Here is a 16330-nt window from a genome sequence, read left to right on the forward strand (position 1 = left end):
TGGGCAGGATGGGCGTGCCTGACGTGTCGATGCCGCGGTTGCGCAAGGGGCCCGAGCCCCAGCGGCTGCTGACCGGCCTGCTCGGCGACTACTGGTTCTGGCGTGACGAGCACATCCCGTCGAAGGTGCTGGTGCGGCTGCTCGCCGAGTTCGGCATCACCGAGGAGAGCGCGCGGGCGGCCCTCCGGCGGCTCGCGGCGCGCAAGCTCGTCACGGCGAGCCGCGAAGGGCGCACCACGGCGTACGGCATCCCGCAGCGCACCGCGGAAGTGATCGTCGACCGCAGCTACCGGATGCTGGCCTTCGGTGAATCGGCGCCGGACTGGGACGGCCGGTGGACGGTGGTGGCCTTCTCGGTGCCGGAGGGCGCGCGCGGCGCGCGGTCGTCCTTGCGCACCAGGCTGCGCGTGCTGCGGTTCGGCCCGTTGTACGACGGCGTCTGGGTTTCCCCGCACGACCAGGTCAAGCCGGTGCTGGACGTGCTGGAGGAGCTGGGCGTGCGCGGCAGCGTGCTGCGCGCGGAGGAGGCGCCGGGCGGGCCCGAGGACGGGCTGCTGCTGCGCGCGTTCGACATCGAGGCGCTGGCGGGGGAATACCGCTCGTTCCTCCAGCGCCATCGCAAGCTCGCCGACCGGGCGGCGCGCGGCCGCGTCGGGCCCGCCGAGGCGCTGGTGGTGCGTGCGACCATCGGCGCGGAGTGGCGGCGTTTTCCCGATCTGGACCCGGATCTTCCCGCCGCGCTGCTCCCGCCCGGCTGGCCCCGGCCGGAAGCGCGGGAGCTGTTCCTGCGGATCTACGACACGCTGGGGCCGTTGGGGGAGCACCACTTCCGCACGATCCTCCGGGAGGGGGCGCCGGAGCTGGCGGACCTCGCCGCGCATCACACGTTCGCGACGATCGAGCGTCTCTACCGCGAAGGACGGCACGCCCACGGCGACACGGACTTCGAGCGCGCGGCCCGCGAGCGCCAGGCCGCCGAGCTGGGGGAGCGGAAGTAGCGTGTGGACGGTCGGGTTTCGCTTCCGGCCGTCGTTTTGGTATGCCTGATCCCGTGACAGTTCCCCGAACGACGTCCGCCCGCGAGCGCGGCTCCGAGGTGCAGTCGGTGGCGCGTGCCGCCGCGCTGCTCGACGCGGTGGTCAGCAGCGGTTCCGGGCTCACCCTCACCGAGCTGGCGAAGCGCACCGAGCTCACGGTGAGTACGGCGCACCGGCTGATCCGGACCCTGTGCTCGGGGAACCTGCTGTGCCGCGACGCCACCGGGGACAGGTTCGTGCCCGGCCCGCTGCTGCTGCGGCTGGGGCGCCAGTCGCTGGCCTCGGCCGGGCTGCCGGAGGTGGGCGACGTGCTCGCGGACCTGGCCGAGCGCACGGGCGAGACGGCCAGCGCGGGCCTTCGCCGGGGCGCGAATGTGTTGGTGCTGCTGGCAGTCCAGTCCTCCAGCGCGCTGCGGTTCACCGGCGCGGCCGGTGCGCAGGTGCCGTTGCTGTCGTCCGGGCTGGGCCTGGCGATGCTCGCGCTGGCCGACGAACCGGTGGCCGAGGTGGTCGCGCAGGCCGGGGTCGAGGGCGAGCGCGCCGACGAGCTGAGCTCCGAGCTGCTGACCATCCAGTTCCGCGGATTCTGCGTGTTCGACGACCCGGCGCAGCCCGGGTTGCGCACCATCGCCGCGCCCGTGCTGGGCGACGAGACCCGGCCGCGGATCGCGGTCGAGATCACCGGCCCGGTCTCGCGGATGGGCGACGACCGGGTGGACGAACTCGGCGAAGCCGTGCGGTCCGCGGCGATCCTGTTGCAGGACCTGCCCGTCTCGATCGCCTTCGGCGCGCTGTAGAGGCCCTGTTTTTGGCGGCTGCCTCGACTGGAGTGGCGCCGCTTCGAATCCCCGGCCCCGCCGCGCTCGACCGGAGTGGCCCGTGCGGGTGGCGCCGCTTCGAATCCCCGGCCCCGCCGCGCTCGACCGGAGCGCTCCGCGCGGCACCGCCGCACCTCGACAACACACCCCGCCACCCCGCTTCCCGCGGCCACGGTTTTCGCGAACCGTGGCCGTTTTCGTGGGCCGTGTCAACCGCTACCGCGATGTGGGAATGAATGCCGTATTACGCAAAGACCCTGTTGACGGGGGTGGGGATCCTGCTTACGGTGGCCTTGCCCGCCCCGGAAATGCGTGCGGGAATCCCTTGAGCGAAGGAGAGATCCGTGGCCGGTGCCGTGCGCCCGAACGAGGTCGTGATCGCCCCCAACCTGCCGCTGTTCGACCTGCCCGAGATCGTCGCGATCGACCGGGGGCTGTTCGAGCGGGCCGGGCTTTCGGTGCGCTTCGCCGAGGGAGACAGCGCGCGGGCCCGCGTCGGCACCGAACGTGATCCGCTGGCCCGGCTCAAGGAATCGCTCTATGAGTCCGAGTCCGCCGACGTCTACAACCTGTGCGAATGGGGCGGAATCGACCGCCTGGAACGAAACCGGCGCGGCGGCCGGATCGCCTACCTGCGCCCGGCCGTGGTCGCGCAGGCGCTGGTCACCTTCGACCCGGAGCTGAACGAACCCCATGACCTGGCCGGGATCCCGGTCGGCGTCAACGAGTTCACCGGCTCGCACTACACCGCGCTGCACCTGCTGGAGGGCACGCTGCCCCGGCCGGAGATCGAACTCGAGCACATCGGCTCCCCGGCCGTGCGCATCGCCCGCGCCCGCTCCGGCGAGGCCCGCGCGGTGATGCTGATGGAGCCGTGGATCAGCCTGGCCCGCAAGCAGGGCGCGCACATCATCGGCAGCTACTTCTACCGCGGCTCCGAGGTGATCGCGCCGAACCTCGACGACGAGCGCCGCGCGATGTTCATCCGCGTGGTCAACGAAGCCGTCGAATTGATCAACGCGGACCCCGCCGCTTTCCGCTCCCACATCGTCGCCGACACCGAAGGCGCGCTCGCCGAGGACGAGCTGAGCCCGGACTACTACCGCTACACGGCGGTGAGTCCGTTCAGCGAGAAGCGCTTCGCGGAGAGCTACTCGTGGATGAAGTCCTGGCGGCTCACCGACGGCCGCAACAGTTACGAAAACCTGCTCGCCACGCGCTGAGCGGTTCCCCGAGGAAAGGAGGAGGACGGTGTCGCTGGAGGAAACGGTGCTCGGCCGCCGCGCGGTGCTGCTCGGCGGCGTGGCCGGACTGGGCGCGCTGCTCGCCGCTTGCGGTTCGAGCGGCGCGGCCGGCGGGAAACAGGCCAAGGTCGAGGACACCCAGAAGGGCACCGCGGGCGCGGTGGTGCGGCCGATCGCCGAGCAGCAGAACCTGCTCGGCGGGCTGCAACTGTCCTATGTGGCCGGTACCGGACCCGGCGACGTGCAGAACAAGCTCCTCTCCGGCGCGCTGGACACCGCCAGCATGGGCCCGATCGGCGCGGTGGTGGCGAACGACGCGGGCGCGGGGCTCACGGTGTTCAGCACCAGCCTCAACAACCACGTCCGCTGGCTGGTGCCGGAGAACAGCCCGTACCGCACGACCGCGGACCTGCGCGGCAAGCGCATCGCGGCGCCGCCCAACAACAGCGACGCCTACCGCTCCGCCCAGCTCGCCGCCGCGGTCAACGGGATCGACTTCGAGCAGGACTACGAGATCCACCAGGGCGCGGTGCTCGCCGGGCTGGCGCTGTTCGACCGCGGCGACGTCGAGGGCATCGTCACCATCGAGCCCAACGCGACCCGCCTGGTCGCCAAGGGCGCGCGGCAGCTCGCGACCATCGACCAGCTGTGGCAGCAGGGCACCGGGCGCACGGAACCGTTGCTGCTCAACGGACAGGGCGCCAGGGCGGACTGGGTGCGCGACCACTCCCAGATCGCCGACGCGCTCGCCAAGCTCCGCCTGGACGTGCACCAGAAGATCCACGAACGCCCCCAGGTGCTCGCCGAGCTCGCCGACTACTACGGCGTCCCGGCCACCGAAAAGGCGGCGATAGCGCTGCTTCCCGAGCGGCTCAAGGACATCTACCCGGTCGACTGGGGCCAGTCGGCCGCGGCGAGCATGGACACCCAGATCCAGGCCGCGGTGAAGTACGGGCTCCTGAAAGCCGCCCCGGCCACCCCCGTCTACACGAAGCTGACGTCATGAGCGTGCACACCGAAGCACCACCGGAAACCCTCGCCGCAGGGGAAAAGGCGTCGCCGCCCGCCCGGAACCGGGTGCGCGCCGCGTGGCCGCCCGCGTTGTTCCTCGTGCTGCTCGCGGCGGGCTGGCAGCTGATGGCCACCAGCCTCGACAACCTCCTCGTGCCGGACCTCGGCGAGATCGCCAAAGCAGTCGGAGACACCGTCTCAAGTGGACTGTTCCTGCCCGAGCTGGGCGTGACGCTGCTGCGGGTGGCGCTCGGGTTCGCCCTGGGCTTCGCGGTTTCGCTCGTGGTCGGCATCGGTATGGGCCGCAACCCGGTGGTGCGCCGGTTCTTCGAGCCCGCCGTGCTGCTCGGGCTCACCGTGCCGAGCCTGGTGTGGGCACTGCTGTGCGTGATCTGGTTCGGCGTGGGGCTGGCGAACCCGGTGATCGCCGTCGCGCTGTCCGCCGCGCCAGCGCTGACGCTCAACATCTACCAGGGCATCACGTCGATCTCAGGCGACCTGATCGAAATGACGCACGTGTACCGGTTCCCGCTCGGGCGGCGGCTGCGGTACCTGTGGCTGCCCGCCGTCCAGCCCGCGTTGTTCTCCGGCGCGCGGATCGGGCTTTCCCTGTCGTGGAAGGTGATCGTGCTGGTCGAGGTGTTCGGCATGTCCAGCGGCGTCGGCTACCAGCTCAACAACGAGTTCGGCGCGCAGAACGTGGCCGGGGTGCTCGCCTGGACGCTGCTGTTCGGTGTGGTGATGGCGATCCTCGAATACGGGGTGCTGCAAGGGCTCGAACGGTATTTCACCCGCTGGCGGAAGGCGAGTTCGGTATGAGCGCGGTGATCCTGGACCGGATCGGCAAGCGGTTCACCGGCACCGGCGCGGCCGAAACCGTGTTCGACGGCTTCTCGCTGCGGGTCGAGCCGGGCGAGCTGGTGGCCGTGGTCGGCGCCTCCGGAACCGGGAAGACGACGTTGCTGCATCTCGTGGCCGGGCTGGAAAAACCCGATACGGGAACGGTTTCCGTGAACAGCGCGGACAGGCTGGGCATGGTGTTCCAGCAGCCTCGCCTGCTGGACTGGGTGCCGGTGCGCAAGAACGTCGAGCTGGCCGTCGAGGCGGCCGGGCTGCCCACCGGTGGCGTCGACGAGATCCTCGACGCGGTCGGATTGCTGGAGTACGCGGGCAAGTTCCCGTCCGTGCTCTCGGGCGGGCAGCGCCAACGCGTCGCCGTCGCGCGGGCTTTCGCCGTGCAGCCCGCGCTGATGTTGCTGGACGAGCCCTTCAGCGCGCTCGACGAGATCACCGGCCGCCGGTTGCGCCTGCTGCTGCAGGACTTGTGGCTGCAGCGCCCGCTCACCGGCCTGCTGGTCACGCACAACCCCGCCGAGGCCGCGCTGCTGGCCGACCGCGTCGTGGTGCTTTCGGGCCGCCCGGCCGTGCTCAGCCAGGAGTACACAGTGGACCTTCCGCGGCCGCGGTCGCCGGAGGACCCCGCGCTGTTCGACGTGCACCGGCGGATCGTCGCCGATCTGGTCTGAGTTTTCCCTTACCGCACAGAGGAAAGGTGTGTCATGCCCACTTCGGTCACCATGGAGACGCTGTCGCTGGTGTTCTCGCTGCCGCAGCTGGTCGCGAAGGACGAAGGCTACTTCGCCGACGAAGGTCTCGACGTCAGCTTCGTGCCGAAGGAGTACGCGTCCGTCACGTACCTCGACAACCACGAGCTGCTGAGCGCGTTCGGCTCCACCAAATCCCACTTCGAGAGCGGCGAGGCCACTCTCTACCGCGCCTGCGAGTGGGGCCAGATCCGCCGTTCGCACGACAGCACCGTCGGCGGGCGCGTGGTGAGCAAACGCGCCACCGTCGGCAGCCAGGCCATCCTCGTCCGCCCCGACGCGCCCGAGGTGCACCCGTCGGATCTGGCGAACAAGGAGGTCGCGGTCAACTTCCACCACGGCTCGCACTACGTCGCGCTGCAGATGCTGGAGGGTTTCCTGCCGCGCGAGGAGATCAAGGTGGTGCACCTCGGCGGCCCGCAGCAGCGCTACGAAGCGTTGCGGGACGGGAAGATCCAGGCTGCCGCGCTGATGGAGCCGTGGATCACCCTGGCCGAGAAGCAGGGCTACAAGGTGCTTTCCGAGGCGTTCTACATCGGCTCCGAGGTGGCCAGCCCCGACCTCGACGCCGAGACCTACGACGCGATCGGCCGCGCCGTGGACCGCGCGGTCGCGAAGCTGAACGAAGACCCGCGCCCGTATCTGCACCACCTGATCGCCGAGGTGCCGCCGGAGCTGGGCGAGCTGCGCCCGGAGGACTTCCCGCTCGGGCGTTTCCGGTTCGTGAAGCAGGAACCGTACCCGGAGGCGGAGTTCCAGCGCACCTACGACTGGATGGTCGGCTGGAAGCTGATCGAGGACGATTCGCGGTACGGCCAGCTCGTCAGCAACCTCGTCACGACCTGAGCGTGACCACGGGCACCACGGCCACACCCGCACGCGCGCGGGTGTGGCCGCTCTACGTCGGCGGGTTCCTCGGCCCGTACGGCAGCACGATGGTCACCCCGATGATCCACGAAGTCGCGGCCGGGCTGCACGGCACCGAAACCGCGGCGGCCGGCGCCGTCACCGCGTACATGCTGCCGTTCGCCGGGCTGATGCTGTTCTCCGGCACGCTGGCCGAACGCTGGGGCCGCCGCCGCACGATGCGGATCTCCTTGCTGGTGTTCGTGTTCGCGAGCGCCTGGTGCGCGTTTTCCCCTGACCTGCCGTGGTTCCTGGCAGGCCGAGCTTTGCAGGGCGCGACGAACGCCTTCACCACGCCGCTGCTGGTGGCGGCGATCGGCGACCTGGTGCCGGGGGAGCGGCTGGGCCGCGCGCTGGGCTGGTTCGCCGCGATGCAGGCCGCCGGACAGGCGTTCAGCCCGTTGGTGAGCGGGCTTTCGTCGGCGGTGCACTGGCGGCTGGCGTTCGTTTTCCCGGCCGTGGTGGCGCTCGTGCTCGCCGCGCTGCCGCCCGACGAGGCTTCCTCCGCGCGGCGGGCGACGGGGCGCGCGTCGTGGCGGGCGTTGCTGTCGGCGCGGCTGGCCGTGGCGTGCGTCGTGTCCTTCACGTGCTATCTCGCCGCGGTGGGGCTGACCGTATTGAGCACCTTACGGGCGCAGCAGGTGTTCGGCCTCGGCCCGGCGGAGCGCGGTCTGGTGGGCGCCGGGTTCGGTGTCGCGGGCCTCGTGTGCGCGGGCGTGCTCGGCCGGCTGCTGGACCGCGCGGGCGCCCGCACGGTCGGCCTGGCGATGAACGCGCTGCTGGTCACGGGCGTGCTCGTGGCCGCGTTCTCGGGCACGATCGCCTTGCTGGCGCTGGGAATCGTGCTCGCCGGGATCGCCGTCACGGGGTTGCGGTCCACGGTCAACTCGCTCGCCGTGACGAGCGCGCCGGGCAACCGGGGCGGCGCCTCGTCACTCGCCTTGTCGCTGCAGTTCTTCGGCGGCGCGCTCGCCCCCGCGCTGTGGGTGCCGCTGTACACGTCGTCCGGCAGCTGGGGCTTCGCCGCCGGGGCGCTCGCTCCCGCGCTCGCTTTCGGCGTGGTCGCGGTCACTCCGAAATTGCTGGCTCCGCGCTGAAAACACCGACAGGGGGTTGTCGCGGGCACCCGCCACAGTGGTGACAGCCGGGAAGGACCCGGCGTCCACAGGAGGAAAAATGCCCGCATTGAACGCGATCGCCTGGTTCGAGGTCGCCACCGACAACCCGGCCGAGGCCGAGCGGTTCTACGGCGATGTCTTCGGCTGGCAGGTGGCGCACGACGACACCAAGAGCACCGACTCGGCGTATCAGATCTTCAGCACCGGCAGCCTCTCCGGCGGCCTGTTCGACACCAAGGGGGAAATGGCCGGCTACGCGGTTTTCGGCGTGCTCGTCGAAGATGTGGAGGCCACCTGCCGCCGTGTCGAAGAGGCGGGCGGCAAGGTGCAGCGCGCCCCGCACACGAACCCGGCCGGGGTGACCTTCGCGCATCTGCTCGACCCCGCCGGCAACCACTTCTCCGTGTTCCGGACGCCGGTCAGCTGAGCGAAAGCTGGGTGACGACGCCGTAGGGGATGTCGAGGTCCTCCGCCCGGAACGGCCGCGCGGGCGGGACCTCGGCTTTCACCGAGACCGCGTGGATCCGGTCGGTGCGGAAGACCCGTACGGCGTCCCGCAGCCGGCACCAGGCCACGAGATACCAGTGCTCCTCCTTGCCGATGTAGCCCAGCGGCTCGATTTCCCTTGTGGTGACGGCACCTTCGCGATCGGCGTACCCGATGCGCAGCACCCGCCCGGCGGTGACGGCGCTCGCTATCGCTCGGGACATCGGCACTCGCCCGGGCACGTCCGTCAGCAGGTGGACGCGCCCGGCCAGCTCGCGTGCCGCCTCGGCGTCGTCCGCCTGCATCGCCGCGATCAGCTTGCGCAGCGCCGAACCCGCCTTCGCCTGGAACGGCGTGCCCGACATCCGCCGCAGCGCGACCGCCATCGCCACCGCTTCGCCCGGCGTCAGGTTGACCGGCGGGAGCGTGCGGGCCTTGTCGAGGCAGTACCCGCCCCTGCGCCCCGGCTCGGCGTACACCGGCACGCCCGACTGCTGCAGCGCCGAGATGTCCCGCTCCACCGTGCGCAGGCTCACTTCGAACCGCTCCGCGAGCCAGCGCGCGCTGCGCGGGCGGGGCGCGACGGCGCGCAGCTCCTCGACGAGGGCGTACAGGCGATCGGTGCGATTCACGCCCGCCAAGCTAGACGCGGGGTACGACAGTTTCCTCAGTTCTCGAAGTAGTGCGCCTGCGCGAGGTCCTCCAACAACCCGGGGTGCGTCGGCTCCCAGCCCAGGACTTCGCGCGTGCGCGCGGTCGTCACCGGGTTGTCGGCCAGGACGGCTCCGCCGAGGAAACCGAAGTGGGCCGCGGCTTCCTCGGCCGGGATGCTCTTCACCGGAAGGTCGAGGCGCTGGCCGATGATCTCCGCGATCTGCTTGAGCGGGATGCCCTCGTCCCCGACGGGGTGCAGCCGCGAACCGGCAGGCGCCTTCTCGAGCGCGAGCTGGTAGACGCGCGCCGCGTCCAGCGTGTGCCCGGCGGGCCAGCGGTTGGCGCCGTCACCGACGTACGCCGAAACGCCCTGCTCGCGGGCTATCCGGATGAGCGACGGGACGAACCCGTGCTTGTCGAGGTCGCTGTGCACCACCGGCGGCAGCCGCACGACCGACGACCGGATGCCCCGCTCCGCCAGCCCGGCGACGAGGTTCTCCGCGTCGATCCGCGGGCCGGACGCGACCACGTCGTCCTCCGTGCCGGGGCGGTCCAGGCCCGCGCTGAGCAGCATCATCGTGCCCGAGGTGCCGACGAAGGACTTGCCTTCACCCTCGCCGAGGCCGTCGGCGAGAGCCCGCACCGCGGCGAGGTCGGTGGCGACCGCGCCCTCGTAGTCGCCGGTGGTCATGGCTTCGTGGTTGAAAGCCAGGTGGATCACGCCGTCGACGCCGGTGGCCGCCTCGCGCAGCCCGTCCGGGTCGTGCAGGTCGCCGCGGCGGGCGGTGGCGCCGAGCGCGGTCACCTTCCCCGCCGAGGAGTCCGACCGGACCAGGCCGATGACCTCGTGCCCGGCCGAGACCAGCCCGGGGACGATCGCCGAACCCAGGTGCCCGGAGGCGCCGGTGATCAAGACACGCATGAGAAATCCTCCCGTGGAGAGCTCCAGAGCCTGATGGCACCTGGTGTCATCACGATAGCAGGTGACGACACCGGGTGCCATCACTAGACTGGGGGGATGAGCCGGTGGGAGCCGAACGCGCGCGAGCGGCTCGAGCGGGCCGCGCTCGAGCTCTTCGCCGAGCACGGATACGACAACACGACGGTGGCCGGGATAGCCGAGCGCGCCGGGCTGACCAAACGCACGTTCTTCCGGTACTTCACCGACAAACGGGAAGTGCTGTTCTACGGGCAGGAACTGCTCGTGCAGCTCTTCGCCCGGTCGATCGCCGTGGCGCCCGAGTCCGCCACGCCATTGCAGGCGATCACCGCCGCGCTCGAAGCCAGCGAGGCGGCGTTCCAGCCCGAGCGCCGCGGCCTGGCCGCACGGCGGCAAGAAATCGTGGCCGCCAACGCGAGCCTGCGCGAGCGCGAGATGTTCAAGCGCGTCATCCTGACCGACACGATGGGCGACGCCCTGCGCGAGCGCGGCGTCCCGGACCCGGCCGCCAGCGTGGCCGCGGAGCTCGGCGCCCTCGCCTTCGGGATGGCGTTCCGGCGCTGGCTCGACGCCCCCGGCGAGCCGAAATACGGTGAGCTCGCGCGCGAAACCCTCGAGGAGATCAGGGCCACCGCGGCCGGGCTCGGCTGACCGTCCACAGTGGTCAGTGGCATCCCCGCGCCGTTCTGGCAAGGGGGCGTCCGCCATCCGGGACGGCGTTGACCCTCCGGGAAGCGCGCGGTTGCATCTGCGGTCGAAGCCGTTGGACGACCGTGGGAGAAAACAGTGTCGCTGTCCGCGCCGGGCGTCGTGGCGCGCCCGGAGGAAGCCGCAGGTGCGCGGCCACGGGAACCACGCCGGCGCCGCCTGCCCGATCTGCGCCGGTGGATCAGCCCGGTCGCGCTGCTGGTTCTCTGGCAGGTGGCCAGTTCCACGGGCCTGCTGCCGCCGGACAAGCTGAGCTCCCCGTGGACCGTGCTGCAGGCGGGCGTCGAGACCGCGCAGTCGGGCGAACTGGGTGAGGCGTTCGCCGTTTCGATCGTGCGCGTCGCGCTGGGTTTCCTGCTGGGCGGCGGGATCGCGCTGGTGCTGGGCGTGGTGGCCGGCTTGTCGCGCTGGGGCGGGGTGCTCATCGACCCGCCCGTGCAGATGCTGCGCACGCTGCCTTTCTTCGGGCTGATCCCGTTGTTCATCCTGTGGTTCGGGATCGGCGAGGAACCGAAGATCGTGCTGGTCGCGCTCGGTGTGCTGTTCCCCTTGTACCTCAACATCTATTCGGGGATCCGCAACGTCGACGAGGACCTCGTGGAGGCGGCGGCCGCGCTCGGGTTCACCCGCTGGGAACGGCTCGTGCACGTGGTGCTGCCCGCCGCGGTCCCGCAGACCCTCGTCGGCCTGCGGCAGTCGCTCGGCGTCGCCTGGCTCGCGCTGATCGTCGGCGAAACGGTCAACGCCGACGCGGGCCTGGGCTACCTCATCAACAACGCGCGGGACTTCCTGCGCACCGACGTGATCGTCGTCGGCCTTGTCGTGTACGCGGCGCTCGGTCTCGCGACCGACGCGCTGGTCCGGCTGCTCGAACGGAGGGCGTTGCGGTGGCGGGGGAACTGATCGCGCGGGTCCGCGGGCTGGACAAGCGATTCGGCGACCGCGCCGTGCTGTCCTCTTTGGACCTCGAAATCGGGCGCGGCGAGTTCGTGGCCCTGCTGGGCCGGAGCGGCTCGGGCAAGTCCACGCTGCTGCGGATCCTCGCCGGCCTCGACCCGGCCGTCGAGGGCGAGGCGAGCGTGGACGGCACGGTGTCGGTGGCGTTCCAGCAACCGCGCCTGCTGCCGTGGCGGCGGGTCTGGCGCAACGTCGTCCTCGGCCTCCACGACCAGCGTGTTGGCGCCTCCGGCGCGCGTGTTGGCCCTTCCGGCGCGCGTGTTGGCGCCTCGGGCGCGCGAGTTGGCGCCGCGCGGGGCCAAGACACGGTAGCGGGAACCGAAGCGGACGGCGGCGGCCGACCCGTGAACGGGCGGGGCCAACACGTCGACGGGAGGGGCCAACACGTCGACGGGACGGGCCAACACGTCGACGGGAGGGGCCAAGTCGTCGACGGGAGGGGCAAACTCGGTAGGGGGCGCGACCGGGCGCTCGCGGAGAAAGCGCTTTCCGAAGTCCACCTCGAAGGGCACGCGGACGCCTGGCCCCGCACCCTCTCCGGCGGTGAAGCGCAACGGGTTTCGCTGGCCCGCGCGCTCGTGCGCGAGCCGGATCTGCTGTTGCTCGACGAACCCTTCGGCGCGCTCGACGCGCTGACCCGGCTGGCGATGCACCGGCTCGTCGAGGACCTGTGGTCCGGGCACCGGCCGGGCGTGCTGCTGGTGACCCACGACGTGGATGAGGCGCTGCTGCTGGCCGACCGCGTGCTCGTGCTGGGGAACGGCCGGATCGTTTCCGAGCACGTACTGCGGCGCCCCCGTCCGCGGGCGCTGTCCGACCATCTCGAAGTCCGCACCGACGTGCTGGCCGACCTGGGAGTAAGCGAATATGCGACTACGTAAGGCTTTCACGGCCCTCGCCGTGCTCTCGCTCGGCCTGACCGCGTGCGGCGGCGGGGCGGGCGGCGGCACCGGCGCCTCGGTGCCGGGGCCGGTGAGCGCGGCCGACCTGGCGAAGGTGACGCTGAAGGTGGGCGACCAGAAGGGCGGTTCGCACGCCCTGCTCAAGGCGGCCGGCCTGCTGGACGACACGCCCTACAAGATCGAATGGTCCACGTTCACCTCGGGCCCGCCCCTGCTGGAGGCCGCGTCGGCGGGCGCGATCGACATCGGCGGGGTCGGCAACACGCCACCGATCTTCTCCGCCGCGGCCAACGCGAAGATCTCCCTCGTCAGCGCCGCGCACGGCGGTGTCGCCGGGGACGCGCTGCTGGTGCCGCACGATTCCCCGCTGCGCTCGGTGGCCGACCTCAAGGGCAAGACCATCGGCGTGGCGAAGGGAAGCTCGGCGCACGGCCAGGTCCTGCTGAACCTGCGCAAGATCGGGCTGTCCACAAAGGACGTCAAACTCTCGTACCTGCAGCCAGCCGACGCCTACAGCGCGTTCACCCAGCACCAGATCGACGCGTGGGCGGTGTGGGACCCCTACACCGCGCAGGCCGAGCTCGAAGCCGGGGCGAAGCCCATCGCCACCGGCGAAGGCACCGCCAACGGCTACACCTTCGAAGTGGCCGGGAACTCCGCGCTCTCCGACGCCGGGAAGAACGCCGCGATCAAGGACTACGTGGTGCGGATCGCGAAGGCGGAGCGCTGGGCGGACACGCACCACGACCAGTGGGCACAGGCGTGGGCGGCCGACACGGGGCTGTCCCCGCAGGTGACGCAGGCGGCCGTGGCCAACGGTCCGGATCTGCCGGTGTCGCTGGACGACCAGGTGATCGCCTCGGAGCAGGAGCTCGCCGACGCGTTCAGCGACGAGAAAGTGCTGCCGGGCAAGGTCGATTTCGCGAAGTTCGTGGACAACCGGTACGCCGCCGACCTGACCGCCGCGAGGGGATGAGGACACCATGACCGTCACACCGCACTGGTTCCTGCCGACGTCCGGCGACGGGCGCACCATCGTCGAACGCTTCCACGCCAACCGGTCCCAAGGACCCGCGGCGAAACGCGAGGCCGACATCGACTACCTCGCGCAGGTCGCGCGCGCCGCCGAAAAGCTCGGCTTCGAGGGCGTGCTCACCCCGACCGGAACCTGGTGCGAGGACGCGTGGCTGGTCACCGCCGCGCTGATCCGCGAGACGCGGCGCCTGAAGTACCTCGTCGCCTTCCGGCCCGGGGTGATCTCGCCGACGCTGGCCGCGCAGATGGCCGCCACCTACCAGCGGATCTCCGAGGGGCGGCTGCTGCTGAACATCGTCACCGGCGGGGACTCGGTGGAGCAGCGCCGGTTCGGCGACTGGCACGACCACGACCAGCGCTACGCCCGGACCGACGAGTTCCTGTCCATCGTCCGCGGCGTGTGGAGCGGCGAGCCGTTCGACTTCACCGGCGAGCACCTGTCCGTCTCGGGCGCCACGGTGCTCGCCAAGCCGGATCCCTTGCCGCCCTTGTACTTCGGGGGTTCGTCGGCCGCCGCGCTCCCGGTCGCGGCACGGCACGCCGACGTCTACCTGACCTGGGGCGAGCCGCCGAAGCAGGTCGCGGAGAAGATCGGCCGTGTGCGTGAGCTGGCCGAGCGTGAAGGCAGGCAGGTCCGCTTCGGTATCCGGCTGCACACGATCACCCGGGACACCTCGGCCGAGGCATGGGGCGAAGCGGCCAAGCTGCTCGACGCGCTCAGCCCGAAGCAGGTGGCGAAGGCGCAGGCGCAGCTGGCCGCCAGCGAGTCCGACGGGCAACGGCGGATGGTCGCGCTGCACGGCGGCGGGCTCGATCGCGGCGTGCGCGGGCTGGAGATCCACCCCGGGCTCTGGGCGGGAATCGGCCTGGTGCGGGGTGGTGCCGGGACCGCGCTGGTCGGCAGCCACAGCGAGGTCGCCGACGTCATCGAGGAGTACCACGCGCTGGGGATCGAGGAGTTCGTGCTCAGCGGGTACCCGCATCTGGAGGAGGCGTACTGGTTCGGTGAGGGTGTGCTGCCCGAGCTGGCTCACCGCGGGCTGCTCAAGGATTCGGTGGACGAACGGCTCAGCCTGCCCGAGGAGCGCTACATCGCCGCGCAGTGAACCGATGAGTTTTCGTCGCTCCCCGGGTCTATAACGAGAGGCCTACACGGAGCGAGGAGTGATGCCGGCGTGACCACCAGACCACTGCCCCCGGTCACCGACGAAATCAGCTGGCGCAAGCAGCTCGACGAGCTGCGCGCGCGGGAGAAGGCCGCGACGAGGGAGCTCGACGCCATCGCCGCGGAACGCCGGAGGCTGCCGATGGTGCGGCTGCCGGACTACACCCTGGAAGGCCCGGACGGCCCGGTCCGGCTCGTCGACGTCTTCGCAGGGCGCTCCCAGCTGATCACCTACCACCACATGTGGAACCCGGGCGCCGAGTGGCAGTGCCCCGGCTGCACGGGGTTCACCTCCCAGTTCTGGAAGCTGGAGTTCCTCGAGCCCTACGACGCCCGGTTCGTCGTCGTGACCCAGGGCGAGATCGGGGAAGCGCTGGCGTACAAGAAGAAGGTCGGCAACGCGATGGACTGGTACTCCACGTCCGGCAGCCCGTTCGGCGCCGACGTCGGGGCACCGCCCGGGGGCGGGTTCGCGGTGAACGTCTTCCTGCGCGACGGGGACACCGTGTACCGCACGTGGCACACCGACGGCCGTGGGTGCGAGCAGCTGAGCCACACCTTCCCGTTGCTCGACCTGCTTCCGTACGGGCGTCAGGAAGAGTGGCAGGACGTGCCCGAAGGGTGGCCGCAGTCGCCGACCTACAGCCGCTGGGTCGGCGCGGAAAGCTACGCCCGCTACGGTTCCTGAGGGGAATGCCGGAAAAACCGTCTTCCTCCCCGGTGTCCCGTTCTAGGCTCGCCTCCATGCGAAGACGCTTGATCCTGCGAATGGTCCTGGCCGTGGCGGCGGTCCTCACGACGGCCGCCACGGCGGGCACCGCGGCCGCGGCCGAAACCGGTGCGCCGCAAGTCCTGTTCTTCAACCACTCCTACGGCGTGCTGGACCGCGAAACCGCGGACGCCATCGAGAACTCCCCGTACCTGCGCGAGTTCGCGAACTTCCAGGTCCGGACCACCACCGGCGCGGACGGCAAGGTCTGGACCGGCCGGTACCTGCTGGGCCGCGAGACCTACCTCGAGTTGTTCGGGGTCGGCGACCTGCCGGGCCAGGATGGCACGCTCGGCTCGGCCGGGCTGGGGGTGTCCACCGAGCACGCGGGCGACCTCGCCACGGTGCGCGACCGCCTGCCCGGTTTGGGCGTGCCCGAGCCGATCGACTTCCTGCAGACCAGGGACTTCGGCGACGGGGTGCCGGTCCCGTGGTTCGACGGCATCCTGACCACGGCCGCGTACGACTCCTTCGGCGCGTGGGCGATGGAATACCGGCCCGAGTACCTCGCCGACCCGCGCGCCGGCGTCGAGCCCGCGAGCTACCCCGGGGACGTCAGCCGCGAGCGGTACCTCGCCGACGCGTACCAGGACCACCTGATGCGCGACGTGACGGCGATCCGCATCGCGGTCACGTCGCGGGATCTTGACGCTACGGTGCCGCTGCTGCGCGCCGGGGGCTTCGCCGTCCACTCGCAGCCCGGCGGCGTCGTCGCGACCCGCGGCGGCACCACGATCCGCTTCGACGCGGTGCCCTTGGCGGAGGTCGGGTTGCGTCAGGTGGAGATGTCGCTCAACCACCCCGTTTCGCGGCACGTGGAACAGCTGGGGACATCGACGCTGGTGGTCGGGCCTGGGGCGCGGGCGAGCTGGACATTCAGTCGGTAGCTGGGGGATACCCCTCCACCGCCCCGAGCGGCGAGTGTTCACGATCGGTGGTGTGCCCGGCTTTCGTTGCCGGGTGGCGGTTGGGGAGT

General features: G+C 71.1%; 18 protein-coding genes. 16 read left to right on the forward strand and 2 right to left on the reverse strand.

Annotated features, from left to right (window positions below):
* Positions 1-8: 8 nt before the first annotated feature.
* The 9 genes from FPZ12_RS26970 (at position 9) to FPZ12_RS27010 (ending at position 8165) form a co-directional block, all read left to right on the forward strand.
* Positions 9-998 (forward strand): PaaX family transcriptional regulator, encoded by a 990-nt coding sequence (locus tag FPZ12_RS26970; RefSeq protein WP_144757692.1) that lies wholly within the window; start codon positions 9-11, stop codon positions 996-998.
* Between the two features lie 53 nt (positions 999-1051).
* Entirely contained in the window at positions 1052-1834 is a 783-nt protein-coding gene (locus FPZ12_RS26975; RefSeq protein WP_166462922.1) for an IclR family transcriptional regulator, read from the forward strand.
* A gap of 365 nt (positions 1835-2199) precedes the next feature.
* Positions 2200-3078: an ABC transporter substrate-binding protein gene (locus FPZ12_RS26980; protein WP_243770046.1), complete on the forward strand. Its 879-nt coding sequence runs from the start codon at positions 2200-2202 to the stop codon at positions 3076-3078.
* Positions 3079-3106: 28 nt separating this feature from the next.
* The gene (locus FPZ12_RS26985; RefSeq protein ID WP_144757694.1) at positions 3107-4105 is read left to right on the forward strand and encodes an ABC transporter substrate-binding protein; all 999 of its coding nucleotides are present in this window, start codon (positions 3107-3109) and stop codon (positions 4103-4105) included.
* Positions 4102-4929 (forward strand): ABC transporter permease, encoded by an 828-nt coding sequence (locus tag FPZ12_RS26990; RefSeq protein WP_208026021.1) that lies wholly within the window; start codon positions 4102-4104, stop codon positions 4927-4929. Before FPZ12_RS26985 ends, FPZ12_RS26990 begins: the two co-directional genes overlap by 4 nt.
* Entirely contained in the window at positions 4926-5636 is a 711-nt protein-coding gene (locus FPZ12_RS26995) for an ABC transporter ATP-binding protein (RefSeq protein ID WP_144757695.1), read from the forward strand. Before FPZ12_RS26990 ends, FPZ12_RS26995 begins: the two co-directional genes overlap by 4 nt.
* A gap of 33 nt (positions 5637-5669) precedes the next feature.
* Positions 5670-6560: an ABC transporter substrate-binding protein gene (locus tag FPZ12_RS27000; protein ID WP_144757696.1), complete on the forward strand. Its 891-nt coding sequence runs from the start codon at positions 5670-5672 to the stop codon at positions 6558-6560.
* A gap of 2 nt (positions 6561-6562) precedes the next feature.
* On the forward strand, positions 6563-7717 hold the full coding sequence (locus FPZ12_RS27005; protein WP_243770047.1) for an MFS transporter: 1155 nt from the start codon (positions 6563-6565) through the stop codon (positions 7715-7717).
* A 79-nt stretch (positions 7718-7796) separates the two neighbouring features.
* Positions 7797-8165 (forward strand): VOC family protein, encoded by a 369-nt coding sequence (locus tag FPZ12_RS27010; RefSeq protein ID WP_144757697.1) that lies wholly within the window; start codon positions 7797-7799, stop codon positions 8163-8165.
* On the opposite strand, the gene FPZ12_RS27015 is transcribed toward FPZ12_RS27010, so the two are convergent.
* Positions 8158-8856, reverse strand: coding sequence for a helix-turn-helix transcriptional regulator (locus FPZ12_RS27015; protein ID WP_243770048.1), 699 nt, complete (start codon positions 8854-8856; stop codon positions 8158-8160). The two genes, FPZ12_RS27010 and FPZ12_RS27015, sit on opposite strands and share 8 nt — an antisense overlap.
* Positions 8857-8891: 35 nt before the next feature.
* Positions 8892-9800, reverse strand: a complete 909-nt coding sequence (locus FPZ12_RS27020; protein ID WP_144757699.1) for an SDR family oxidoreductase — start codon at positions 9798-9800, stop codon at positions 8892-8894.
* A gap of 96 nt (positions 9801-9896) precedes the next feature.
* On the opposite strand from FPZ12_RS27020, the gene FPZ12_RS27025 reads away from it, so the two are divergent.
* The 7 genes from FPZ12_RS27025 (at position 9897) to FPZ12_RS27055 (ending at position 16241) form a co-directional block, all read left to right on the forward strand.
* Positions 9897-10469 carry a TetR/AcrR family transcriptional regulator gene (locus FPZ12_RS27025; RefSeq protein ID WP_144757700.1) on the forward strand — a complete coding sequence of 191 codons (573 nt, stop codon included), beginning with the start codon at positions 9897-9899 and terminating at the stop codon, positions 10467-10469.
* Positions 10470-10604: 135 nt separating this feature from the next.
* Complete coding sequence (locus FPZ12_RS27030) at positions 10605-11429, forward strand: ABC transporter permease (RefSeq protein WP_144757701.1); 825 nt, start codon at positions 10605-10607, stop codon at positions 11427-11429.
* Between the two features lie 44 nt (positions 11430-11473).
* Entirely contained in the window at positions 11474-12364 is an 891-nt protein-coding gene (locus FPZ12_RS27035; RefSeq protein ID WP_279537835.1) for an ABC transporter ATP-binding protein, read from the forward strand.
* Positions 12351-13361 carry an ABC transporter substrate-binding protein gene (locus FPZ12_RS27040; protein WP_144760630.1) on the forward strand — a complete coding sequence of 337 codons (1011 nt, stop codon included), beginning with the start codon at positions 12351-12353 and terminating at the stop codon, positions 13359-13361. The genes FPZ12_RS27035 and FPZ12_RS27040 overlap by 14 nt, the downstream gene beginning before the upstream one ends.
* A gap of 7 nt (positions 13362-13368) precedes the next feature.
* A complete protein-coding gene (locus FPZ12_RS27045; RefSeq protein ID WP_144760627.1) occupies positions 13369-14526 on the forward strand; it encodes an LLM class flavin-dependent oxidoreductase in 1158 nt (385 codons plus the stop codon).
* A 69-nt stretch (positions 14527-14595) separates the two neighbouring features.
* A complete protein-coding gene (locus FPZ12_RS27050; RefSeq protein WP_144760624.1) occupies positions 14596-15273 on the forward strand; it encodes a DUF899 domain-containing protein in 678 nt (225 codons plus the stop codon).
* 56 nt (positions 15274-15329) lie between these two features.
* Complete coding sequence (locus FPZ12_RS27055) at positions 15330-16241, forward strand: DUF5829 family protein (protein WP_208026022.1); 912 nt, start codon at positions 15330-15332, stop codon at positions 16239-16241.
* Positions 16242-16330 lie beyond the last annotated feature (89 nt).

The organism is Amycolatopsis acidicola (assembly GCF_007713735.2).
Lineage (GTDB): Bacteria > Actinomycetota > Actinomycetes > Mycobacteriales > Pseudonocardiaceae > Amycolatopsis_E > Amycolatopsis_E acidicola.